This is a genomic window from Streptomyces syringium (assembly GCF_017876625.1).
Classification (GTDB): Bacteria; Actinomycetota; Actinomycetes; order Streptomycetales; family Streptomycetaceae; genus Streptomyces; species Streptomyces syringius.
On sequence record NZ_JAGIOH010000001.1, the window covers coordinates 5238065 to 5261273 of the forward strand.

The window sequence follows — 23209 nt, forward strand, 5'->3', positions numbered from 1 at the left end:
GACCACTGTTTTCGACGGAAGGCATTGATGTGAAAGCCCTGCTCTTGGCGAGCGAGGGGGAAGTGGAAGCTCCCCTTCTGCCGCCGATCCCAGAGCTCGTCATCGGTCTGATCGCCTTCGCCATCGTCTTCTTCTTCCTGGCCAAGAAGCTCTCTCCGAAGATCAACAAGGTTCTCGAAGAGCGCCGCGAGGCCATCGAAGGCGGCCTGGAGAAGGCCGAGGCCGCGCAGGCCGAGGCTCAGCAGGTGCTCGACGACTACCGGGCACAGCTCGCCGACGCCCGCCACGAGGCCGCGCGTCTGCGCCAGGAGGCGCAGGAGCAGGGCGTCGCGATGATCGCCGAGATGCGGTCCGAGGGTCAGCGTCAGCGCGAGGAGATCATCGCGGCCGGCCACGCCCAGATCGAGGCCGACCGCAAGTCCGCAGCGGCTTCGCTGCGACAGGACGTGGGCCAGCTGGCCGGCGACCTGGCGGCCAAGCTCGTGGGTGAGTCCCTCAAGGACGCCACCCGGCAGAGCCGGACCATCGACCGCTTCCTCGACGAACTCGAGAACAAGTCGGCCGGTGCGGCGAAGGCAGAGGTGACCCGATGAGCGGAGCGAGCCGCGAGGCCCTGGCCTCCGCACGCGAGAGCCTCGACGCGCTGGCGGACAACACGTCCGTCGACGCGGCGAAGCTCGCCGAGGAGCTTGCCGCCGTCACCGCGCTGCTCGACCGCGAGGTGTCGCTGCGTCGGGTCCTGACCGACCCGGCGCAGTCCGGCGAGGCCAAGGCCGAGCTTGCCCGGCGGCTGCTGGGCGCCCAGGTGGGCGGCGAGACCGCCGATCTGGTGGCCGGCATGGTGCGCTCCCGCTGGTCGCGTTCGCGTGACCTGGTGGACGCGATCGAGGAGCTGGCCGACAGCGCCGACTTCATCGCCGCTCAGCGGACCGGTGTCCTGGACGACGTCGAGGACGAGCTGTTCCGCTTCGGCCGGATCGTCACCTCGAACGCCGAGCTGCGGTCGGCGCTGACCGACAAGGTCGCGAGCCGTTCGGCCAAGGCCGAGCTGCTGCACAGCCTGCTGGGCGGCCGGGCCAACCCGGCCACCGAGCGACTGGTGATCCGACTCGTCACGCACCCGCGTGGACGTAGCCTGGAGTCGGGGCTCAACGCCCTCTCCAAGCTGGCCGCCGACCGCCGGGACCGGATGGTCGCGGAGGTCAGGTCCGCGGTGCCGCTGAACGACCAGCAGAAGCAGCGCCTCGGTGAGGCGCTCGCCAAGCTGTACGGACGGCGTGTCCACCTCAACCTGGACGTGGACCCCGAGGTTCTCGGTGGTGTCCAGGTGCGGATCGGTGACGAGGTCATCAACGGCACCATCGCGGACCGGCTCGCCGAGGCGAGCCGCCGGATGGCCGGCTGACAGCCACCAACTCAAGAGCATGACTGACGGCCCGAGTTGGGCCGACGGTGTCCTCTGGAGGGCTTCCTCCAGAGAAGAAATACTTCGGGCCCAACAAGGAGAGCAGGGAACCCAGATGGCGGAGCTCACGATCCGGCCGGAGGAGATCCGGGACGCGCTGGAGAACTTTGTCCAGGCGTACAAGCCGGACGCGGCCTCGCGCGAGGAGGTCGGTACGGTCAGCGTTGCCGGCGACGGCATCGCGAAGGTCGAGGGTCTTCCCTCGGCCATGGCGAACGAGCTGCTGCGGTTCGAGGACGGAACCCTCGGTCTCGCCCTCAACCTCGAGGAGCGCGAGATCGGTGCGGTCGTCCTCGGCGAGTTCAGCGGCATCGAGGAGGGCCAGCCGGTGCAGCGCACCGGTGAGGTGCTCTCCGTCGCGGTAGGCGAGGGTTACCTCGGCCGCGTCGTCGACCCGCTGGGCAACCCGATCGACGGCCTCGGCGAGATCGCGACCGAAGGTCGCCGCGCCCTGGAGCTGCAGGCTCCTGGCGTCATGGTCCGCAAGTCGGTGCACGAGCCGATGCAGACCGGCCTCAAGGCCGTCGACGCGATGGTGCCGATCGGCCGTGGCCAGCGTCAGCTGATCATCGGCGACCGCCAGACCGGCAAGACCGCGCTGGCCGTCGACACGATCATCAACCAGCGCGACAACTGGCGCTCCGGCGACCCGAAGAAGCAGGTCCGCTGCATCTACGTCGCCATCGGCCAGAAGGGCTCCACCATCGCGTCCGTGCGCGGTGCGCTGGAGGAGGCCGGCGCCCTGGAGTACACGACGATCGTCGCGGCTCCGGCGTCCGACCCGGCCGGCTTCAAGTACCTCGCCCCGTACACCGGCTCGGCCATCGGTCAGCACTGGATGTACCAGGGCAAGCACGTCCTGATCGTCTTCGACGACCTGTCGAAGCAGGCCGACGCCTACCGCGCCGTGTCCCTGCTGCTGCGCCGCCCGCCGGGCCGTGAGGCCTACCCGGGTGACGTCTTCTACCTGCACTCGCGTCTGCTGGAGCGCTGCGCCAAGCTCTCCGACGACATGGGCGCCGGTTCGATGACGGGTCTGCCGATCGTCGAGACCAAGGCGAACGACGTGTCGGCGTTCATCCCGACCAACGTCATCTCCATCACCGACGGCCAGTGCTTCCTGGAGTCCGACCTGTTCAACGCGGGCCAGCGCCCGGCGCTGAACGTCGGTATCTCGGTCTCCCGCGTCGGTGGCTCGGCCCAGCACAAGGCCATGAAGCAGGTCTCCGGCCGACTCCGTGTCGACCTCGCCCAGTACCGCGAGCTGGAGGCGTTCGCCGCCTTCGGTTCCGACCTGGACGCGGCCTCGAAGTCGCAGCTGGAGCGCGGCAAGCGCATGGTCGAGCTGCTGAAGCAGGGCCAGTACGCCCCGTACTCGGTCGAGAACCAGGTCGTCTCCGTCTGGGCCGGCACCACCGGCAAGATGGACGACGTGCCGGTCGAGGACATCCAGCGCTTCGAGCGCGAGATGCTCGACTACCTGGGCCGCGAGCACAAGGGCCTGATGGACAGCATTGTCGAGGGCGGCAAGATGTCCGACGACACCCTCCAGGCGCTCGCCGACGCCATCGCCACCTTCAAGAAGCAGTTCGAGACCTCGGACGGCAAGCTTCTCGGTGACGACGCCACGGCCGGCTCCGCGAAGTGACGACGACGGAAGGGACCTGATCCATGGGAGCCCAGCTCCGGGTCTACAAGCGTCGCATCCGCTCCGTCACCGCGACCAAGAAGATCACCAAGGCGATGGAGATGATCGCCGCCTCGCGCATCGTCAAGGCGCAGCGCCAGGTGGCGGCATCGACGCCGTACGCGAGTGAGCTCACCCGCGCGGTGACGGCGGTTGCCACCGGCTCGAACACCAAGCACGCCCTCACCACCGAGGTCGAGAACCCGGTCCGCGCCGCGGTGCTGCTCGTCACGAGCGACCGCGGTCTGGCCGGCGGCTACTCCTCCAACGCCATCAAGGCCGCGGACAAGCTCACCGAGCGCCTGCGCTCGGAGGGCAAGGACGTCGTGACGTACATCATCGGCCGCAAGGGCGTGGCGTACTACGGCTTCCGGGAGCGTCCGGTGGCCGAGTCGTGGACCGGCTTCACCGACAGCCCGACCTACGCGGACGCCAAGAAGGTCGCGGGTCCGCTCATCGAGGCGGTCCAGCGGGACACCGCCGAGGGCGGCGTCGACGAGCTGCACATCGTCTTCACCGAGTTCGTCTCGATGATGACGCAGTCGCCGGTCGAGAAGCGGCTGCTGCCGCTCAGCCTCGACGTGACGGACGAGGCCGCGGAGGCGGGCAAGGGCAAGATCCTTCCGCTCTTCGACTTCGAGCCGTCGGCCGAGGGTGTCCTCGACGCGCTGCTGCCGCGGTACGTCGAGAGCCGGATCTACAACGCGCTGCTGCAGTCGGCTGCCTCCGAGCACGCCGCCCGCCGTCGCGCGATGAAGTCGGCGACCGACAACGCCGGCGAACTCATCAAGTCGCTCTCGCGGCTTGCGAACGCGGCCCGCCAGGCCGAAATCACCCAGGAAATCAGCGAGATCGTCGGTGGCTCCAGTGCCCTGGCCGACGCGAACGCGGGGAGTGACTGACCACTATGACCACGACTGTTGAAACCGCTGCGGCCACCGGCCGCGTCGCGCGGGTCATCGGCCCGGTCGTCGACGTGGAGTTCCCCGTCGACGCGATGCCGGAGATCTACAACGCGCTGCACGTCCAGGTGGCCGACCCGGCCGAGGACGGCAAGCTCAAGACGCTGACCCTCGAGGTCGCCCAGCACCTGGGTGACGGCCTGGTCCGCGCCATCTCCATGCAGCCCACCGACGGTCTGGTCCGCCAGGCCGCGGTGACCGACACCGGCGCGGGCATCACCGTGCCCGTCGGTGACGTCACCAAGGGCAAGGTGTTCAACACCCTCGGCGAGATCCTGAACGTGGACCCGTCCACGGTCGAGGTCACCGAGCGCTGGCCGATCCACCGCAAGGCCCCGAACTTCGACCAGCTCGAGTCGAAGACCGAGATGTTCGAGACCGGCGTCAAGGTCATCGACCTGCTGACCCCGTACGTCAAGGGCGGCAAGATCGGTCTGTTCGGTGGTGCCGGTGTCGGCAAGACCGTGCTGATCCAGGAAATGATCTACCGCGTGGCCAACAACCACGACGGTGTGTCGGTGTTCGCCGGTGTCGGTGAGCGCACTCGTGAGGGCAACGACCTCATCGAGGAAATGACCGACTCGGGCGTCATCGACAAGACGGCGCTCGTCTTCGGCCAGATGGACGAGCCCCCGGGCACCCGTCTGCGCGTCGCCCTGGCCGGTCTGACCATGGCGGAGTACTTCCGCGATGTGCAGAAGCAGGACGTGCTCTTCTTCATCGACAACATCTTCCGGTACACCCAGGCCGGTTCCGAGGTGTCCACCCTGCTCGGCCGTATGCCGTCCGCGGTGGGTTACCAGCCGAACCTGGCGGACGAGATGGGTCTGCTGCAGGAGCGCATCACCTCGACGCGTGGTCACTCGATCACGTCGATGCAGGCGATCTACGTCCCCGCGGACGACCTGACCGACCCGGCCCCGGCCACGACCTTCGCGCACCTCGACGCGACGACCGTGCTGTCGCGTCCGATCTCGGAGAAGGGCATCTACCCGGCGGTCGACCCGCTGGACTCGACGTCCCGCATCCTGGACCCGCGCTACATCGCGCAGGAGCACTACGACGCCGCCATGCGCGTCAAGACGATCCTGCAGAAGTACAAGGACCTCCAGGACATCATCGCGATCCTCGGTATCGACGAGCTGGGCGAGGAGGACAAGCTCGTTGTCCACCGTGCCCGTCGCGTCGAGCGCTTCCTGTCGCAGAACACCCACGTGGCGAAGCAGTTCACCGGCGTGGACGGTTCGGACGTGCCGCTGGACGAGTCGATCGCCGCGTTCAACGCGATCTGCGACGGCGACTACGACCACTTCCCCGAGCAGGCGTTCTTCATGTGCGGTGGCCTCGAGGACCTCAAGGCCAACGCCAAGGAGCTGGGCGTCTCCTGATCCTCGGGCTCGTCGAGCCCTGTGATCAGCGGTCCGGGGGCGGGGCTCCCCCGCCCCCGGACCGTACGTCCCCTATTCTTTGACCCAACACCTGTCAGACCCGGCAGGTGGAGACCCGAGGAGCCACGTTGGCTGCTGAGCTGCACGTCGAGCTGGTCGCGGCGGACCGAAGCGTCTGGTCCGGCGAGGCCACTCTGGTCATCGCGCGTACCACATCGGGCGACATCGGCGTCATGCCCGGCCACCAGCCGCTGCTCGGTGTGCTGGAGTCCGGCCCGGTGACGATCAAGACCGCGGACGGCAATGTCGTCGCAGCGGTGCACGGTGGATTCATCTCGTTCGCGGACGACAAGCTCTCGCTGCTCGCCGAGGTCGCGGAGCTGGCCGACGAGATCGACGTCCAGCGCGCGGAGCGGGCGCTGGAGCGCGCGAAGGCCGAGGCCGACGCGCACGCCGAGCGTCGTGCGGATGTCCGGCTGCGTTCGGTCACGGGCGTTCACTGAACCCCGCGACTCACTGAGTTCGTCCCTCAGCCGCGGACCGCACTGGAGTTCTCCAGGGCGGTCCGCGGCTGAGGCAATACAGGTGCGGTTGCTCTAGATGATGCGAGGAGGTCGGTGGAGATGGTCCTCGCTCTGCTCGTGAGCGGCATCGTCGTCTTGCTGGTTTTGGTGGGACTCTTCGTCTTCGGGCTGCGCAGACGGCTCATCCAGCGGTCGGGGGGAACCTTCGACTGCAGCCTGCGCTGGAACGTCCCCGAGGACGACCCGGAGCCGGCGGGCAAGGGGTGGGTGTACGGCGTAGCGCGGTACAACGGTGACCGGATCGAGTGGTTCCGGGTCTTCTCGTACGCGTACCGGCCCCGCCGGGTCCTGGAGCGGGCCTCGATCGAGGTGCTGGAGCGGCGTACGCCGCAGGGCGAGGAGGAGCTGGCCCTGCTGTCCGACGCCGTCGTCCTGGTCTGTATGCACCGCGGTACGCGGCTGGAGCTGGCGATGAGCGAGGACGCCCTGACGGGCTTCCTGGCGTGGCTGGAGGCGGCGCCTCCGGGGCAACGCGTGAACGTGGCGTAGTCGCGTATGGCCTCGATCGCCGGCCGGGCTGAGACCAGCCCGGCCGGCGATTTGTTATTTCAGGCCGCTGTCGACGGCGGTCATCAGCGTGCCGCTGTCGCCGGACATCTCCCAGATCATGACGCCGCCCAGCTTCCGGCTCTTGAGCCAGGCCGTCTTCTTGTTGATGGACCAGACGTCGTCGAAGGTCCACCACTGGCCCTTGTCGCCCGTGTAGCCGTACGTCGCGACCGACTGCTCGTCGTGGTGCACGGTCAGGTTGGGCACCGACGCGAGCAGGTTGTCGTAGCCGCGGGTGCCGGCCTCCTCCGGGAACTGGCCGGGGGCCGCGCCGCCCGCCGCCTGCCACTCGCCGCGTGCGCCGCCGTCGGCGACCTGCTGCCAGCCGCGGCCGTAGAACGCGAGGCCGAGGACGACCTTGCGCGGGTCGACGCCGGCGTCGAGGTACGCCCGGACGGTCGACTCGACGCTGAACTTCGTGGGGTACGGGTCCTGGGCGTCGGTGTAGAGATTCCCCTGGTGACCCGTGCGGTTCGGCTCCCAGCTGTTGTCGCTGCCGGAGCCGTGGAAGTCGTAGCCCTGGACGTTGGCGAAGTCCATGTAGTCGAAGACGCTGGGCGTGCCGTCCTTGGTGGTGATGTCCCAGCCCGCCTCGATCTTGCCCGGGTCGGCCGGGGTGAAGGCCGTGAGCAGGTACTTCTTGCCGGTCGTGCTGCTCAGGGCGTCGAGCTGGCGGCGGAACTCGGCGAACAGCAGGGTGTTGTTCGCCTTGTCGTCCTTCGAGACGTGGTTTCCGGCGTGGCCCTCGGAGCCCGGCCACTCCCAGTCGAGGTCGAAGCCGTCGAAGACGCCCGCCGCGGCCCCGGCGCCGCCGCGCCCGCCGGTGGCCGGCAGATTGCCCTTGATGTACATGTCGACGCAGGACTTCACGAACTTCTGCCGGGAGGCGTCGGTCTTCGCCGCGTCGGAGAAGTACTTGCTGTAGGTCCAGCCCCCGAGGGAGATCAGGGTCTTGAGCTCGGGGTACTTGGCCTTGAGCTTCTTGAGCTGGTTGTAGTTGCCCGCCAGCGGCTGGTTCCAGGTGTCGCCGACGCCGTCGACGGACTCGCCCGCCCCGAAGCCCTTCTCGTAGTCGGCCCAGGCGTCGCCCGCGCCGTCACCCTGATTGGGGTCCTGGGGGTTGGGGGAGGTGGCCTTGGTGACGCCGTTGAGACAGGTGAGGTTCACCGGGTCGATGTTGGAGAAGGCGTAGTTGAGGTGCGTGAGCTTGGCGGCGGCGCCCGTGGTGTCCAGGGACTTCACGGTGTAGCCGCGCCCGTAGATGCCCCACTGCACGAAGTAGCCGACCTTGGCGTACTCACCCGGCTGTCCGCCCCCGCCGGTGGTCCGGACGCTCAGCGGCGCACTGGCCTTGCCGGTCTGGTCGGCGGTGTCGCGGGCGACGACGGTGTAGGCGTAGTCGGTGCCGGGGGTGAGCCCGGTGTCCTTCCAGGCGAGCTTGGCCACGGTCGTGACCTTGGCGGTGCCGCGGTAGACGTCGTAGTCCTTGATGCCCTTGTCGTCGGTGGCGGCGGTCCACTTCAGCACGACGGAGGTGTCGGTGACGGCGGTGGCCTGGGGGGTGCCGGGGGCGGAGGGCGGTCTGTCGGTGCCGCCGCCCGTGCCGGTACGGACGGTGGCGGGCGGGGAGGCGGGTCCCGTCTGACCGGCGGTGTCGCGCGCGACGACGGTGTAGGTGTATTCGGTGTCGGCGGTCAGGCCGGTGTCGGTGAAGGTGGTGCCGGAGACCGTACCGACCACGGTGGTACCGCGCAGGACGTCGTAGTTCTTGATGCCCTTGTCGTCGGTGGCCGCCGTCCAGCTCAGCGAGACGCTGTTCTCGGTGACGCCGGTGGAGGCGGGCTGCCCGGGCGCGCTCGGCGGGTCGTCGCCCGAGGAGCCGTCGCAGGGGCCGCCGTCCAGCCTGCAGCCGCTCGGCTCGCCGTCGCCGGAGGCGACGAAGCCGAAGGAGACGCTGGCGCCGGGGGCGATGGTGCCGTTGTACTCGCGGTTCTTCGCGGTGTGGTGCCCGCCCGAGGAGGTGACCAGGGCGTCCCAGTAGGCGCCGACGGTGGTGGTGGCGGGGAAGTCCCACTCGACGGTCCACCCGTTGATGGGGGCGGTGCCGGTGTTCTTCACCGTCCACTGGCCCTGGAAGCCGCTGCCCCACTCGGAGGTCTTGGTGAAGGAGGCCGTCGCGGAGGCCGCCGCCCGGGCCGGCGCGGCAGCGAGGCCGACCAGGGTGGCGAGCGGGAGCAGTAGTGCGGCGAGCACCACGACGGCTACGGAAGTGATGCGTTTGGTGTGTCTGACACGTGCTGAGGTTCCTGTGCTCAAGGGAAACTCCTTGAGTGTGGGGGGACCACCCAGCGGTGGGCCGGGGGAGTCCTTAACTGGTGGGGGACGAACGTCGGAACCTGTGCGCAGCCCGGTGAGTGTGCGTTATATGAACACCCTCACCACAGTTGTGAGGGGAGGGTAAGAAGGTCTGGACCAACGGTCAAGAGGTCTGGACCAGACCCAACTCCTGGGCCAGCACGGCCGCTTGCACCCGGCTGCGCAGCTCCAGCTTCCCGAGCAACCGGCTGACGTGCGTCTTCACCGTCGCCTCCGCCATCCCCAGCCGCTCGGCGATCTGCGCGTTCGACAACCCCGCCCCGAGCGCCGCCAGCACCTCGCGCTCCCGGCGCGTCAGGACGTCGAGGACGGCGGGGTCGGGTGCGTTCGCCGACCGCGCGGGCACGGGGCGGGCGAACTCCGCGATCAGCCGGCGCGTCACCGCCGGGGAGATCAGCCCCTCGCCGCGCGCGACGGTCCGCACGGCCGCGACCAGGTCGGCGGCCTCGCTGTTCTTGAGCAGGAACCCGGCCGCCCCCGCGCGCAGCGCCCCGAAGACGTACTCGTCCAGATCGAAGGTGGTCAGCACGAGAACGTCCGCCAGCCCCTCGGCGACGATCAGCCGGGTCGCCGACACCCCGTCGAGGCGGGGCATCTGCACATCCATCAGCACCAGATCGGGCCGCAGCTCGCGGGCCAGCCGCACGGCCTCCTCGCCGTCCGGGGCCTCGCCGACGACCTCGACACCGGGCGCCGAACGCAGGATGAGCACCAGTCCGGACCGCACGGCCGACTGGTCGTCGGCGACCACGACGCGGATGTGCCCGGTGCCCGTCTCGCGGTCCGTCATGGCGTCCACTCCTCTTCCACGGGCAGCTCCGCCCGTACCTCCCAGAACTTCTCTCCGTCGGATCCGGCCACCGGGCCGGCCTCCAACGCCCCGCCCAGCAGGGCGACCCGCTCCCGCATGCCGACCAGGCCGGCCCCCGCACCCGGGGCCCGGGGAGCGTGCTGGTCGCCGCTCAGCGAGCTCGTCACCCGCACGGTCAGCGGCCCGGCACCCGCCCCGCCCCCGTGCCCGTCACGGGACAGCTCCACCACCACCTCGCCCGGCGCCGCGTGCTTCACGGCGTTGGTCAGCGACTCCTGCACGATGCGGTATGCCGCCAGCTCCACCGGCGCCGGGAGGGCGCCCGGACCGCGCCCGTCCCGCAGGACGAAGACGAAACGGTCGTCGCGCACGGTGGTACGCGCCCGGGCGAGCAGCGCGTCGACACCGTCGAGCCGGGGCGAGGCGGCGGGCTCCTCATCGGGGACCGCGTGCCGCAGGAGCCCGATGAGACGGCGCATCTCGGCGAGCCCCTGCACGCTGTTCTCCCGGATCACGGTCAGCGCCTCCCCGGACGCCTTCGGATCGCCTATCGACAGCGCGGCCGTGGAGTGGATTGCGATGGCCGACAGATGCCCCGCGACCATGTCGTGCAGCTCGCGCGCCATCCGGGCGCGCTCCGCGCCGACCGCCTCACGCCGGTCCAGCTCGGCCAGCAGCGCGGTCCGCTCGGCCTCCAGCCGAGCGGACCGGGCGGCGTCCCGGTGCTCCCGGATACCGATGCCGGTCCAGGCGGGGGCGATGGTCAGCACCCCGACGCCGAAGCCGATGAGCAGCGCCTCCGGCTTCCGGATGAGAGCCAGGGCCAGCAGCGTCGCGATGCCCGTCACCAGCTCGCAGGCGCGCGGGATGCGGCGGGCGACGGAGAGCCGCCCGTACAGCGCGGCCGCGTAGACGACGTCCGTGTACATGGCGATCGTCGCGACGAGCGAACCCGTGCAGATGTCGAGCACGATCGTGACCGTGCCGATCGCGAGCCCCGTCAGCGGGGCGCTGCGCCGCAGCAGCTCGGTGCCGCACATGATGCCCAGCGCGACCAGGCACAGCCACTTCGGCAGCCCGAGCATCGGCGGGTTGTTGCTCAGCCCGAGGAACCACAGGGTGAGCCCGCCGAGCAGCCCGACGGCCGCGATGAGGACGTCGTCACGGTGGGGACGGCTGGGGAGGCGGACGGGCATGGGTCCATCACAGCATGTCGGAGGGGGTGCGGACGTCCCCTGCGGGGCGCTTCGCGACGGACTTCGGTACATCGAAGGATGCAGCGCGGGATCGTCACGCGCGACGACGAAACGGAACCGGCCGGCGGCGACGCTGGAGGGGTCCCGGACGAAGGGGGCGGTAAGGGAAGGAGAGACCCGTGATCGTCATGCTGATCATCGCCTGTGAGGTCGGCTTCTGGGTGCTGCTGGCCGGCGGCCTGAGCCTGCGCTATCTGGCGAAGATGCCCCGCGCCGGCGCGGCCGTGCTGCTGCTGGAGCCCGTGCTGGAGCTGGTGCTGCTGGTCGCCACCGCGATGGACCTGCGCAACGGCGCGGAGGCCGACTGGAAGCACGGCCTGGCGGCGGTCTACATCGGCTGGTCGGTCGGCATGGGCCACGCCACGATCAAGTGGATCGACCAGCGCTTCGCCCACCGCTTCGCGGGCGGCCCCCCGCCGGTCAAGGCACCGAAGTACGGCACGGCGCGCACGGTCCACGAGTGGAAGACCGCCGGCCGCTGGGTCCTGGCGGCGGTCGTCGCCATGGGCCTGCTCCAGGCCGCGATCTGGTACGTCGGCGACTCGGGTGACATCAGCTCGCTGCGCGGCTGGCAGACGAAGATGCTCATCGTGATCGGCATCAACCTGGCCATCGCGGCGAGCTACACGATCTGGCCCAAGGAGCCGAAGGGCGGAGCGGGTTCCGAGGAACCGTCCCGCACCTTCGAAAAGCTCTGACCTCGTGTCCCGGCCCTCGACGGGGGCCGGGACACGCCGGGTCTCAGCGATCCCCGCCCGGTACCCACAGGACGTCCCCGAGCTCCTTGTTCGCCGTCCTCGCGAGGATGAACAGCAGGTCCGAGAGCCGGTTGAGGTACGTCGCCGTCAGCGGGTTCATGATGTCGCCGTGCAGTTCCAGCGCCGCCCACGTGGAGCGCTCGGCGCGCCGGACCACCGTGCACGCCTGGTGCAGCAGGGCCGCGCCGGGCGTGCCGCCGGGCAGGATGAAGCTGCGCAGCTTCTCCAGGCCCTCCAGGAAGTGGTCGCAGTCCGCCTCCAGCTTGTCGACGTAGGACTGCTCGACCCGCAGCGGCGGGTACTTCGGCTCCTCGACGACCGGCGTCGCCAGATCCGCGCCGACGTCGAAGAGGTCGTTCTGCACCCGTACGAGTACCTTGACGACCTCCTGCGGCAGCTGCCCCAGCGCGATGGCCACGCCGATCGCGGCGTTCGCCTCGTTCGCGTCGGCGTACGCCGCGATCCGGGTGTCGGTCTTCACGGTGCGGCTCATGTCGCCGAGGGCGGTCGTGCCGTCGTCCCCGGTGCGGGTGTAGATGCGCGTCAGATTGACCATGGGTACGAGCCTAGCTACGCACCGGCCGCACGGAAGAGCCGTGTGCCCGCCGTCACGGAGACGGCGGCCAGGGCGAGTGCCGCGAGGGCGCCGTGCAGCATGGCCGGCGCCGTGTAGTCGCCGACGAACGCCGCCCGTACCGCGTCGACCGGATAGCGCAGCGGCATCAGGTGCGAGAGCGCGTCGAGCCAGCCGGGCGCCAGTGACATCGGCAGCATCAGGCCCGACAGCAGCATCGCGGGCAGATTGACGGCGTTGACGACCGGTGCGAAGGCCTGGGGGGCGGCGGCCTTCATGGCCAGCGCGTAGGACAGCGACGCCAGCGAGGCCGCCAGCAGGGCGACGAAGGCGAAGCCGATGAGCACGCCGGGCAGCGGCGCGCGCAGACCCATGACGACGGCCGCGAGGACGAGCAGCCCGGCCTGGAAGGTCAGCAGCACCGCGTCGCGCAGCACCCGCCCCAGCAGCAGGGCCAGTCGGCTGACGGGGGTCACCCGCATGCGTTCGATCACGCCGTGCTGCTTCTCCATCAGCAGGCCGATCCCGGCGAAGCCCGCACCGAACAGCGCGAGTTGGAGCAGTAGTCCGGGGACGAGGATCTGCCAGGAGCTGCCCGAGGCGCCGAGCGGCACGTCGGTGAGCAGGGGCCCGTAGAGAAGGAGGTAGAGCAGCGGCATCAGCATGCCGAAGGTGACGGCCATCTTCGAGCGCAGGGTCTGCCGGGCGTAGCGGCCGAAGACCAGCGCCGTGTCGGACAGGAGGGCGGGGACAGGGGGCATCGCGGTGGCTCCTAGACGGCTACGGGGGCGGGTTCCCGGGGCGTGGTGGTGCGCCCGGTGACGGCGAGGAAGGCGTCCTGGAGGCTCGCGTCGGGTGAGCCGGCGTATCGGGCCTTGAGGTCGGCCGGGGTTCCCTCGGCGGCGACGGCGCCCCGGTCGACGACGACCAGCCGGTCGGCGAGCGCGTCGGCCTCGTCGAGGTAGTGGGTGGTGAGGACGACGGTGGTGCCCCACTCGGCACGGACGCGGCGCAGGAGGTCCCACAGGTCGGCGCGGCTGCCGGGGTCGAGTCCGGTGGTGGGCTCGTCGAGGAAGAGCACTTCGGGCCGGTGGGTCAGGGCCATGGCGAGGTCGAGACGGCGCCGCTGGCCGCCGGAGAGGGCGCCGCAGGGACGGTCGAGCAGTCCGGTGAGACCGAGGTCGAGGGTGAGTTCCTCGACGCGGGCGGCGGCTTCGGCCTTGCGGAGCCGGTAGAGGCGGGCCTGGGTGAGCAGTTCCTCGCGTACGGACACGGTCGGATCCACGCCGCCGGCCTGGGCGACGTAGCCCGTGCGGCGCCGTACGCCCGCCGGGTCGCGGGCGAGGTCGTGGCCGGCGACGGTCGCGGTGCCGCCGGTGGGGGAGAGAAGGGTGGTGAGCATGCGCAGGGTGGTGGTCTTGCCCGCGCCGTTGGGTCCGAGGAGGCCGAGGATCTCGCCCTCGCGGACAGTGAGGTCGATGCCGCGTACGGCCTCGACGGGGCCTCGCGCGGTGTGGAAGGTCCGGGTGAGCCCGGTGGCGCTGATGCTGAGCCGATCGGGTGCGTCCATGGCCGCAAGAAAAGCAGAGTCTCTTAAAGTTTGCAATGACACCAAGTTTTAATAGAGCCCAACGAAGCTACGATGGGGCCATGACCGAGGGGCTCAGGGAGCGGAAGAAGCGGCAGACCAGGCAGCACATCTCCGATGTCGCGACCGGCCTGTTCCTGGAGCGCGGATTCGACGCCGTGACGATCGCGGAGATCGCGGCGGCGGCCGACGTGTCCGTCAACACCGTGTACAACTACTTCCCCGCCAAGGAAGACCTCTTCCTCGACCGGCAGGACGACGTCGTCGACTGGCTGCCGTCCATCGTCCGGGGCCGGGCCGAGGGCGAGTCGGCCGCCCGGGCCGTGCTGCGCGTGCTGCGCGCCGAGGCCGTGGCCGTTTCGCCGCGCCTCGGGCTGATCGACGGATACGACCGCTTCCTGCGGGTCATCGGCGAGTCGGAGGTCCTGACGTCCCGTCTCGCCGCCATGGACCGGCAGGCCACCGAGGCGCTCACGGTCACCCTCGCCGAGGAGGCCGGGGCCGCGCCCGGTGACGTACTGCCGGAACTGGTGGCCGGTCAGCTCGCCTGGGTGCGGGCCCGGCTCGCCGAGCACATCGGGCGCGCGCTGCTGACGGGCCGTACGGCCGAGGACGTCTCCCGCGACGCGCTCGTCCTGCTGGACGAGATGGAGGAGCTGATGGGGGAGAAGCTGCTCGGCTACGCCGGTGGGACCGTACGACCGACCGTGTGAATCATGGGGCTGGAGTGGCTCAACTGCGGGGTGTGGTCAGGCCGCTGGGCTGTCCAGTGTGATGTCCGTCATTTGGGACGTGACGCGCATCTCTTCCTTCCCAACGGCGCGTCCACTGACGCTAAGGTCCGGGCCAGAGACCGTAAGTGAACAGGGAGTAAGGGGACAGCAGTGGCCAAGAAGCTCGCCGTCATCGGAGCCGGTCTGATGGGTTCCGGGATCGCACAGGTCTCCGCCCAGGCCGGGTGGGACGTCGTGCTGCGGGACGTCACCGGCGCCGCGCTCACGCGGGGCACGGACGGCATCAAGGCCTCGTACGACAAGTTCGTCTCCAAGGGCAAGCTCGACGCGGACGTCGCCGAGGCGGCCCTCGCCCGGATCACCGCCACCACCGACCTGGACGCGGCCGCCGACGCCGACATCGTCGTCGAGGCGGTGTTCGAGGACGTCGACACCAAGCGCGAGATCTTCCGCACCCTGGACGGGCTGGTCAAGGACGAGACGGTCCTCGCCTCCAACACCTCCGCCATCCCGATCACCAAGATCGCCGCCGCCACGCAGCGCCCGGAGCGCGTCGTCGGGACGCACTTCTTCTCGCCGGTGCCGATGATGCAGCTTTGCGAGCTCGTTCGCGGGTACAAGACCAGTGACGAAACGCTCGCCATCGCGCGGGAGTTCGCCGAGGGTGTCGGCAAGACCTGCATCGTCGTCAATCGCGACGTCGCGGGCTTTGTCACCACGCGCCTCATCTCGGCGCTCGTCGTCGAGGCGGCCAAGCTGTACGAGTCCGGGGTGGCCAGCGCCGAGGACATCGACATCGCCTGCAAGCTGGGCTTCGGTCATGCGATGGGGCCGCTGGCCACCGCCGACCTGACCGGTGTCGACATCCTGATGCACGCCACGGACAACATCTACACCGAGTGCCAGGACGAGAAGTTCGCACCGCCGGAGCTGATGCGCCGCATGGTGGACGCGGGTGACCTCGGCCGCAAGAGCGGGCAGGGCTTTTACCAGCACTGAGCCTGTAACGCCCAATCGAATTCACCCTCCGGGGTGAATTCGGTATCGGTTCGCTTACAGGCGGCAACTTTGTCGTGTGAGAGGCAGTCAGTTCAGTACGGCCACACCCACATCACCGACCACTCCCGGGAGCGCATATGCATATCAGGGGCGACCACGCCGAGCTGGTCGTCGGGGGGCGCCTCGACGTCCGTAACGCGGCGGACGCCCGAAGCCTGCTGCACTCCGCGCTCGACGCCGGCCGGGGCGACCTCGTCCTGGACCTGACCGAGCTGGACTCCTGGGACGCCACCGGGCTCGGGGTGATCATGGGAGCCCACCGCCGGGCCGGCCGCACCGGCAGGCGGCTCGTCCTGCGCGGGGTCCCCGACCGGATGCAGCGGCTCCTGGTCGCCACCCGGCTGCACCGCATCCTCGCCATCGAGGGCGGCATCGAGGCGGAGTCCCTGCCCCGGGTCTGACCCGCCCCCCTTCGGGACGTCACCCGGTCCGCTCGGGTCCCCTTCCGCCCCCCGGCCCCATCCGGCATCAGATCCTCATAAGACTGTGATCTGCCCCGGCGGCATCCGCCCCCGGCCGTCGTAGATACTGGGCGCAGGTCTGAGGTTCGGTTTTCCCGCCGCACACGAAAAGGCCGCATAAGTACGCCCACGGCGGGCACCGGACCAGAAGCGAAGGTCAGGCCGAAAGGGCAGGACGGCACGCCACGCATCTGGGGGGCTTTTGACCATGGACCCGACGAACCCGGGATCCGAGGACTTCCACGACGACGCCCGCGCGTCCGCCGACGGCGGCCCGCAGCAGCCGTCGCGGTCGGAGCCCGCGGCCGCGTCGTCGAGCGCGCCCGACACCCCGAGCCAGGGGCCCGTCCGGGTCGTCCAGCTGGTCACCGGTGACTATCTGCTCACCGTCAACCCCGTCGACGGCAGCGAAATAGAGCCCTGCCCGCCCGGCAGACTGCCCGCCCGCCCCCAGCGGCACGACGCCGACGAGCGCGCCGAGCGGCGCCGGGCCGCGGCCCCGCCGCCGCCCGCCCGCCCCGTCGGCCCCGAGCTGCCGCTCGTCGAGCGGGACGAGGAGCGCGAGCGGCTGACCCGGCTGCTCTCCCGTGGCCGTTCCGTGCGCCTCACCGGCCCCGCCGGCTCCGGGCGCACCGCCCTGCTGGACGCCGTCGCCACGGACGTCGAGGGCCTGGCCCCCGACGGCGTCGTCCGCCTCAGCGGCTACCACCGCACCCCCGCCGACCTGCTCTACGAGCTCTTCGCCGCCGTCCACCACGCGCCGCTGAACCGCCCCGACCGGGCCGGGATCCTGGCGGCGGTGCACGAGATCGGCGCGATCGTCGTCCTGGACGACCTCGAGTTCGGCGGCAGCGCGCTCGACGAGCTGCTCGACGCGACCCCCGAGTGCGCCTTCCTCCTCGCGGCCACGCCCGATGTCGCCGCGCCCTCCCCCGACTCGCACCTCGAAGAGGTCTTCCTCGGCGGCCTCGACCGCACCGGCTGCCTGGAGCTGCTGGAGCGGGCCGTCGAGCGGCCGCTCACGGACGAGGAAGCCGACTGGGCGGCGGACCTGTGGTTCGAGTCCGAGGGGCTGCCGCTGCGGTTCGTCCAGGCCGGGGCCCTGCTGCGGCAGCGCGACCGGACGGGCGCCGACCCCGCCGCCGTCGACGAGTTCGGCGTCTTCGCCGAGCGGCCCTACGTGGCCGACGCGGCCGGCGCTTCCGAGGAGGCCGGCGGCGACGTCAAGCCGCCGCTGCCGAGCCTCGCCGTCAGCGCGGCGCCCGTCGGCGTGCTCGCCTCCCGGCTCAGCGACGTCGCCCGCGACACCCTGAGCTTCGCCCTCGCCCTCGGCGGCGAGGTCCCCCACCAGGCCCATCTGCCCGCGCTGGCCGGTGACACCCACGCGGACGCCGCCGTCGGCGAGCTGCTCGCCAGCGGGCTGATCACCGCCGTCGGCGCGCACTACCGGCTCGCGGTCGGCGTCGCCGACCAGCTGCTCGCCGAGGGCTACGGCACCGACACCGCCGCTCGCGCGCACTCCGCCGCGCAGCACTACGCCTGGTGGGCCGGGCATCCCTCCGTGGCCCCCGAGCGCGCCGCCGCCGAGGCCGACGCGATCCTCGCCGCGATGGCCGTGCTGGTCGCCGACGGCGAGGCCGGACACCCGGCGGCCGCGGTGCTGCTGGCCCGTACGGCGGCGCCCGCCTTCGCCGCCGCCTGCCACTGGAGTGCCTGGGAGCGCTGCCTGCGGCACGGCCAGGCGGCCGCGCGCATGTCGGGCGAGGTCGGCGAAGAAGCGTATTTCCACCACGAGTTGGGCGTGCTGGCGCTGTGCACCGGCAGCCTCGACCGGGCCCGCGCCGAGCTGGAGGCCTCGATAGGGCTCCGCGGTGTGATGGCCGACAAGCGCGGCGCGGTCGCCGGCCGCCGGGCGCTCGCGCTCGTCGCCGACCGCTCCGGGCTGGCGATGGGCATGCGCGGCGTCCCCGGCGTGCCCCCGCTGCCGCCGCTGCCCGGCGAGGACGGCCCCGCCCCGGCGGGCGAGGAGATCCCGGCCGCGCGGAGCGAGCAGTCGGTCACCCCGCCCTACGCCGTGCCCGCGGCCCGCTCCCACGACTCGGGGGCGACCACGGTCGTCCACGGCTTCGGCGCGGACAGCGGCAAGGCCGGGCCCGCGGGGGCCTCCGGGCCCGTCGCGCAGAGCGGCCCGGGCCGCCCGGCGCACCGGGAGCCGTGGGCCAGGAGACTCATGGTGGGCCGGGCCCGGCGCAATCTGATCGCGGCGGGCGCGGGCGCGCTCCTCGCGGGCGTCCTCGGCACGGTCGTCACGCTCGGTGCGGCCTCCGGCGGCCCCAACCACAAGCCGTCGGACCAGGTGAAGCCGGACCAGTCGGCGTCCCAGCAGGACGGCGACAACACCCTCAACGCCGATCAGCCGGCGCCGGGCGCCACCGGTCGCCCGCAGGCACCGGGCGGCAGCGGGAAGCCCGGCCAGTCGCAGAGCCCGGGCGCCACGCCGTCCTCGCCGGGTGCCTCCGGCAGCACGTCGCCGAGCCCGAGCGGCAGCGGTTCGCCGTCCGGCTCGCCGTCGTCGTCGGGCGGGCCGACGAAGAGCCCCACGCGTACGCCGGGCGGTGGCGATCCCACGCCGCCGACGCAGAAGCCGACGCCGACGAAGACGCAGGAGCCCACGAAGGACCCCGAGCCGCCGACGCAGAATCCGACGCCTCCCACGTCCCCCGCCGACAGCTCGAACTCCGCGAGCGGAAGCGCTCCCGCTGTGTAGGCCGTGGCGGGTGCACCTCCGCTGCGCGGCGGTGTCCTCAATCGCCGGACGGGCTTGATGTGGCTGAGCTCAGCCACATCAAGCCCGTCCGGCGATTGAGGACGCGCCCGCAGGGCGCCCGCCGCCGCAGGCGGCAAGACGGCCCGCCGTCGGCAGGACACCCCGCAGGGCGCCCGGTCCCTAGAACAGCCTGAGCTTGTCGTCCTCGATGCCGCGCATCGCGTCGTAGTCCAGGACGACGCAGCCGATGCCGCGGTCCGTGGCCAGGACGCGTGCTTGCGGCTTGATCTCCTGGGCGGCGAAAATCCCTCGTACGGGGGCCAGGTGCGGGTCGCGGTTGAGCAGCTCGAGATAGCGGGTCAGCTGCTCGACGCCGTCGATGTCGCCGCGCCGCTTCAGCTCCACCGCCACGGTGGCGCCGTCGGCGTCCCGGCAGAGGATGTCCACGGGCCCGATGGCCGTCGGATATTCGCGACGGATCAGGGTGTAGCCGTCACCGAGCGTGGTGATGCGGTCCGCGAGCAGTTCCTGAAGGTGCGCTTCCACGCCGTCCTTCACCAGACCGGGGTCGACGCCCAGCTCGTGCGAGGAATCATGGAGGACTTCCTCCATGGTGATGATCAATTTCTCGCCTGCCTTGTTCACCACCGTCCACACACTGCCGTCGCCCTCCTTCAGCGTGCAGGGCGGGGACATCCAGTTGAGGGGCTTGTAGGCCCGGTCGTCCGCGTGGATGGAGACGCTGCCGTCCGCCTTGACCAGGATCAGACGCGGGGCGGAAGGAAGGTGGGCGGTGAGCCGGCCCGCGTAGTCCACGGAGCAACGGGCAATGACGAGACGCATGGTGGGTCACGCTACTCGACTCCTGCCGCTCGACGCGATTCGCCCCGGAAGAACCCGTTCGATGGAGGGCACTGGATGGCCAGTTGTATGTGCGTTCTCCTGGTGCGGCAGCAGTGGCCGAATTACCGTTGAAGCGGGCGGTCGCCGTACGGGCACAGGGCGTCGTCGTCCGCCCGCCCATCCCTGTGACCCCGCTCGCGGGGTCCTCGAGAGGAGAACCCATGTCGCTCGACGTCTCACCGGCCCTCCTTGAACAGGCCGAGCGAGGCGAGGTCGACGAAGCGGAATTCGTCGACTGCGTCCGGAACTCCCTGCCGTACGCGTGGGAGATGGTCAGCTCCCTGGTGGTCCAGCTCAAGGTCGAAGGCGGCGAATTCGCCGACAACCGGACGCCGCCGCCGGACGAGCAGGCGCGCGGTCAGCTGCTGCGCGCCCTGGCGAGTGACGCGATTCGCGGTGCGCTCCAGCGACACTTCGGGGTACGCCTGGCGTTCCAGAACTGCCATCGGGTGGCCGTCTTCCCGCTCGACCCGGCGGTGGACGACCGCCTGGCCCGCTTCACCTCGATCCGGGGCCAGCTGCTGAACCAGTCCCCGGAGCTGCGGGACTGCTGACCTGCCCTTGCTGCCGCTCCTCGCGGGGGGAGGGGAGGTGCGCGACGAGTCGTGGGCGGCAGCTCCGCACGATCCGCGGGGGCACGGGACACGGGGGCACGGGGGACAGGGCACAGGGACACAAGGGTGCGAGGGGCCCGGCCCGGGGGAAGCCGGGCGAAGGACATGGGCAGGGGCGCACGGCCGGGGGCGGGGGCCAGTACCGGCCGGGGGCGGCTCAGGCGAGCAGCGGCAGTACCTCCCCGCCGAGCCGACGGAGATTGTCCTCGGTGGCGGCGAGATCCCCGGAGCCCTCGGTCAGCAGGGCGAAGCGGCTGATGCCCGTGCGCTCGGCGGTCGCGGCCAGCCGGTCGGCGCACAGCCGGGGCGGTCCCACCGGATGGAGATCGCAGAGCAGCTCCGTGTAGTCGTACGGGTCGCGCATCCGCCGCTCACGGCCGTCGACCGTCACATGTGCCGTGAGTCCCTTGTGCAGCCAGCCCGGCATGGCCTTCAGCAGGGTCTCGGTCGCTGCGGCCCGGTTGTCGGCGACCTGGGCGACCCCGGCCGCCACATGGCCCGCCGCCGCGACCTCCTCCGGTGAACTCCCGGACTCCAGGGCGCATTTGCGCCACGCGGCGACCATCTCCGCCTTCTCCTCGTCCCCGATGTGCATGCCGAGCAGCATCGGCAGTCCGTGCCGGGCCGCGAGCCGCACGCTGTCGGGCGAGGTGCAGGCGACCATGACCGGCGGGCCGGGGCGGCCGGCACCGGAGGGGTCGAGCAGTTCGTCCGGGCGCGGGACGACCGGGACCTCGCGGAAGGCGAATCGTTTCCCGTCAGCGCTCACGCGGGGTTCGCGCAGCCAGCGCATCAGCAGTTCGAGGGACTCGGGGAACCCCTCTTCGTACGCCGCGAGGCCGGAGTCGAAGACCTCCAGGTCCACCCACGGCCCGCCGCGCCCCACCCCGAGGGTGAATCGGCCACCGGACGTCAGATGCAGGAGTGCCGCCTGTTCACCCAGGGCCACCGGGTGCACGGTCGGCAACACGCTGACGGCCGTGCCCACTTCGATGGAATGCGTGCGCCCCAGCAGCAGTGCCGCCAGGGTGACGGCGGACGGGCAGACTCCGTACGGTACGAAGTGGTGCTCGGCCACCCAGACGGCGTCCAGCCCGGCCTCCTCGGCGACTTCCGCCGACCGCACGGCTCGGTACAGCGCTTCTCCGTGGCCCTGACCGGGGAATTGGGCGGCAAGGACAAAAGCTCCAACGCGCATCGCTCTGACTCCTCCTAAGCGACCGACGCGGCCTCCCCCCAAAGGCAATAACGCCCGACACGTGCCAAGGGCACGGCGGAGCGTGAAGTTTTCATGATGATCGGAGAGTAGGCGGGGGTGGTGCCGGGGTGCGGGTGCCCGGGCGGGCCGCCGCAGCGCGTAATACTGGTCACGGCCCGTGTTTCCAGACCTCCGAGGTGTTCCGTGTCCCCGCGCCGAAACCGCCCGCGAGGCGGCGCCGACAAGCAAGCCGCCGACCCGCGCGACGAGCGCGAACCGGTCGGCAACCGTTACGGGCTGGAGCGCACGGAGAGCTGGCAGGGCGAGGAGTGGAACGTCCGCATGATCGGCGGCGGCTCGGCGGCCAAGCACTATCGCTGCCCCGGCTGCGACCAGGAGATCCCGCCCGGCGTCCCGCACCTCGTCGCCTGGCCGCAGTACGGCGGCGGCGTCGAGGACCGCCGCCACTGGCACAAGGCGTGCTGGAACGCGAGAGACCGCCGGAGCGCGAGGCTCCAGCGGTCTCGTAACGCACCGCGTTACTGATCGGCGGCGGGCCCGGTCCCGCCCCAGGTCAGGAGGCCGCTGTGGATACGACGGCGGGCGCCGCAGGGACGGCGTCGACGGGCGATCGGCGTGCCGTGGTGGCGGGTGCGGCCCATGTGGTTACCGTGCTGTGCGGGCTGTCCGGCCCACCTCCATGAGGCATGTCGGGAGTGCTGTGCGTGCGCTGGTGCTGAACTGCACATTGAAGGCTTCACCGGAGCCGTCGAACACCGAACGTCTCGCCGGGATCGTCATCCAGGCGTTGCGGGAGCGGAAGGTGGAGGTCACCGCACTCCGGCTGGTCGATCTCAACATTCCGCCCGGCGTGACGACCGATACGGGTGACGGCGACGACTGGCCGCAGGTCCATGAGCAGCTGCTGAACTCGCAGATCCTCGTCGTGGCCACCCCCACGTGGGTGGGACACCCTTCCTCGATCGCGCAGCGCATGCTGGAGCGGATGGACGCGATGCTCGGCGAAACCGACGCGGAAAGCCGACCGGTCGCCTACAACCGGGTCGCCGGCGTCGTCGTCACCGGCAACGAGGACGGCGCGCACCATGTGATCTCCGAGATCACCGGCGGACTGATGGACATCGGCTACACCATCCCCGGCCAGGCGTGGACCTACTGGAACAGGGGCCCCGGGCCGGGCCCGAGTTACAGCGAAACCGAAGAAGGTCACGAGTGGTCGGCCAAAACCGGGCGCGCGATGGCGGCCAACCTGCACACGGTCGCCCGCGCACTGGCCACCACCCCCATGGGCCCGCCTCCCGCCTGACCGACAGGGCCCGGCCCGGCCGCGTCGGCCGGGCTCGCTCCTGTCGGGGGCCAGGGTGAAGTCCAGGCGAAGGGCCGGACCGGCGGGAGGCCCGCCCCTGCCGGGAGGCAGAGGCGGACGCGGCACAAGGCCCGTCGAAAGGCTCAGC

Annotated in this window: 23 protein-coding genes; 15 read left to right on the forward strand and 8 right to left on the reverse strand. The window is 70.9% G+C overall.

What is annotated here, in order from left to right; all coding sequences use genetic code 11:
- Positions 1 to 29 precede the first annotated feature (29 nt).
- The 7 genes from JO379_RS23500 (at position 30) to JO379_RS23530 (ending at position 6575) form a co-directional block, all read left to right on the forward strand.
- The gene (locus JO379_RS23500) at positions 30 to 593 is read left to right on the forward strand and encodes a F0F1 ATP synthase subunit B (protein ID WP_130879935.1); all 564 of its coding nucleotides are present in this window, start codon (positions 30 to 32) and stop codon (positions 591 to 593) included.
- Positions 590 to 1405: a F0F1 ATP synthase subunit delta gene (locus tag JO379_RS23505; RefSeq protein WP_130879936.1), complete on the forward strand. Its 816-nt coding sequence runs from the start codon at positions 590 to 592 to the stop codon at positions 1403 to 1405. Before JO379_RS23500 ends, JO379_RS23505 begins: the two co-directional genes overlap by 4 nt.
- A 115-nt stretch (positions 1406 to 1520) precedes the next feature.
- The gene (gene atpA, locus JO379_RS23510) at positions 1521 to 3113 is read left to right on the forward strand and encodes a F0F1 ATP synthase subunit alpha (RefSeq protein ID WP_130879937.1); all 1593 of its coding nucleotides are present in this window, start codon (positions 1521 to 1523) and stop codon (positions 3111 to 3113) included.
- A gap of 23 nt (positions 3114 to 3136) precedes the next feature.
- Positions 3137 to 4054, forward strand: coding sequence for a F0F1 ATP synthase subunit gamma (locus tag JO379_RS23515; RefSeq protein ID WP_130879938.1), 918 nt, complete (start codon positions 3137 to 3139; stop codon positions 4052 to 4054).
- 5 nt (positions 4055 to 4059) lie between these two features.
- Positions 4060 to 5502, forward strand: coding sequence for a F0F1 ATP synthase subunit beta (gene atpD, locus JO379_RS23520; protein WP_130879939.1), 1443 nt, complete (start codon positions 4060 to 4062; stop codon positions 5500 to 5502).
- A 128-nt stretch (positions 5503 to 5630) separates the two neighbouring features.
- On the forward strand, positions 5631 to 6005 hold the full coding sequence (locus tag JO379_RS23525) for a F0F1 ATP synthase subunit epsilon (RefSeq protein WP_130879940.1): 375 nt from the start codon (positions 5631 to 5633) through the stop codon (positions 6003 to 6005).
- Between the two features lie 120 nt (positions 6006 to 6125).
- Positions 6126 to 6575: a DUF2550 domain-containing protein gene (locus JO379_RS23530; RefSeq protein ID WP_130879941.1), complete on the forward strand. Its 450-nt coding sequence runs from the start codon at positions 6126 to 6128 to the stop codon at positions 6573 to 6575.
- Positions 6576 to 6629: 54 nt separating this feature from the next.
- Here the strand turns inward: JO379_RS23530 and JO379_RS23535 are convergent, their stop codons facing one another.
- The 3 genes from JO379_RS23535 to JO379_RS23545 all read right to left on the reverse strand — a co-directional run bounded on the left by JO379_RS23535 (position 6630) and on the right by JO379_RS23545 (position 11018).
- Positions 6630 to 8951, reverse strand: coding sequence for a glycoside hydrolase family 18 chitinase (locus JO379_RS23535; protein ID WP_209516839.1), 2322 nt, complete (start codon positions 8949 to 8951; stop codon positions 6630 to 6632).
- Between the two features lie 163 nt (positions 8952 to 9114).
- Positions 9115 to 9801, reverse strand: a complete 687-nt coding sequence (locus tag JO379_RS23540; RefSeq protein WP_130879943.1) for a response regulator — start codon at positions 9799 to 9801, stop codon at positions 9115 to 9117.
- Positions 9798 to 11018 carry a sensor histidine kinase gene (locus JO379_RS23545; protein WP_245381532.1) on the reverse strand — a complete coding sequence of 407 codons (1221 nt, stop codon included), beginning with the start codon at positions 11016 to 11018 and terminating at the stop codon, positions 9798 to 9800. Before JO379_RS23545 ends, JO379_RS23540 begins: the two co-directional genes overlap by 4 nt.
- A 179-nt stretch (positions 11019 to 11197) precedes the next feature.
- Between JO379_RS23545 and JO379_RS23550 the strand changes: the two genes are divergently transcribed.
- Positions 11198 to 11776 carry a hypothetical protein gene (locus JO379_RS23550; protein ID WP_209516843.1) on the forward strand — a complete coding sequence of 193 codons (579 nt, stop codon included), beginning with the start codon at positions 11198 to 11200 and terminating at the stop codon, positions 11774 to 11776.
- A 43-nt stretch (positions 11777 to 11819) separates the two neighbouring features.
- On the opposite strand, the gene JO379_RS23555 is transcribed toward JO379_RS23550, so the two are convergent.
- The 3 genes from JO379_RS23555 to JO379_RS23565 are packed head-to-tail and all read right to left on the reverse strand — an operon-like array spanning position 11820 to position 13980.
- Entirely contained in the window at positions 11820 to 12392 is a 573-nt protein-coding gene (locus JO379_RS23555) for a cob(I)yrinic acid a,c-diamide adenosyltransferase (protein WP_130879946.1), read from the reverse strand.
- A 14-nt stretch (positions 12393 to 12406) separates the two neighbouring features.
- Entirely contained in the window at positions 12407 to 13171 is a 765-nt protein-coding gene (locus JO379_RS23560; protein WP_130879947.1) for an ABC transporter permease, read from the reverse strand.
- 11 nt (positions 13172 to 13182) lie between these two features.
- Positions 13183 to 13980, reverse strand: coding sequence for an ABC transporter ATP-binding protein (locus JO379_RS23565; protein WP_130879948.1), 798 nt, complete (start codon positions 13978 to 13980; stop codon positions 13183 to 13185).
- 80 nt (positions 13981 to 14060) lie between these two features.
- Between JO379_RS23565 and JO379_RS23570 the strand changes: the two genes are divergently transcribed.
- The 4 genes from JO379_RS23570 (at position 14061) to JO379_RS23585 (ending at position 19019) form a co-directional block, all read left to right on the forward strand.
- Positions 14061 to 14711, forward strand: a complete 651-nt coding sequence (locus tag JO379_RS23570) for a TetR/AcrR family transcriptional regulator (RefSeq protein WP_209516846.1) — start codon at positions 14061 to 14063, stop codon at positions 14709 to 14711.
- Between the two features lie 171 nt (positions 14712 to 14882).
- On the forward strand, positions 14883 to 15731 hold the full coding sequence (locus JO379_RS23575) for a 3-hydroxyacyl-CoA dehydrogenase family protein (protein WP_130879950.1): 849 nt from the start codon (positions 14883 to 14885) through the stop codon (positions 15729 to 15731).
- Positions 15732 to 15868: 137 nt separating this feature from the next.
- Complete coding sequence (locus tag JO379_RS23580) at positions 15869 to 16192, forward strand: STAS domain-containing protein (protein WP_130879951.1); 324 nt, start codon at positions 15869 to 15871, stop codon at positions 16190 to 16192.
- Positions 16193 to 16460: 268 nt separating this feature from the next.
- Positions 16461 to 19019, forward strand: coding sequence for an ATP-binding protein (locus JO379_RS23585; RefSeq protein ID WP_209516849.1), 2559 nt, complete (start codon positions 16461 to 16463; stop codon positions 19017 to 19019).
- 180 nt (positions 19020 to 19199) lie between these two features.
- Here the strand turns inward: JO379_RS23585 and nucS are convergent, their stop codons facing one another.
- Positions 19200 to 19862: an endonuclease NucS gene (gene nucS / locus JO379_RS23590; protein WP_130879953.1), complete on the reverse strand. Its 663-nt coding sequence runs from the start codon at positions 19860 to 19862 to the stop codon at positions 19200 to 19202.
- Between the two features lie 221 nt (positions 19863 to 20083).
- On the opposite strand from nucS, the gene JO379_RS23595 reads away from it, so the two are divergent.
- Positions 20084 to 20476, forward strand: coding sequence for an SCO5389 family protein (locus JO379_RS23595; protein ID WP_184732534.1), 393 nt, complete (start codon positions 20084 to 20086; stop codon positions 20474 to 20476).
- Positions 20477 to 20693: 217 nt separating this feature from the next.
- Here JO379_RS23595 and JO379_RS23600 read toward each other — a convergent pair whose 3' ends face one another.
- Complete coding sequence (locus JO379_RS23600) at positions 20694 to 21734, reverse strand: LLM class flavin-dependent oxidoreductase (protein WP_209516852.1); 1041 nt, start codon at positions 21732 to 21734, stop codon at positions 20694 to 20696.
- Between the two features lie 204 nt (positions 21735 to 21938).
- On the opposite strand from JO379_RS23600, the gene JO379_RS23605 reads away from it, so the two are divergent.
- Positions 21939 to 22280 (forward strand): Rv1322 family protein, encoded by a 342-nt coding sequence (locus tag JO379_RS23605; protein ID WP_130879956.1) that lies wholly within the window; start codon positions 21939 to 21941, stop codon positions 22278 to 22280.
- 175 nt (positions 22281 to 22455) lie between these two features.
- The gene (locus JO379_RS23610) at positions 22456 to 23061 is read left to right on the forward strand and encodes a flavodoxin family protein (protein WP_209516855.1); all 606 of its coding nucleotides are present in this window, start codon (positions 22456 to 22458) and stop codon (positions 23059 to 23061) included.
- The last annotated feature ends 148 nt before the right edge of the window (positions 23062 to 23209 follow it).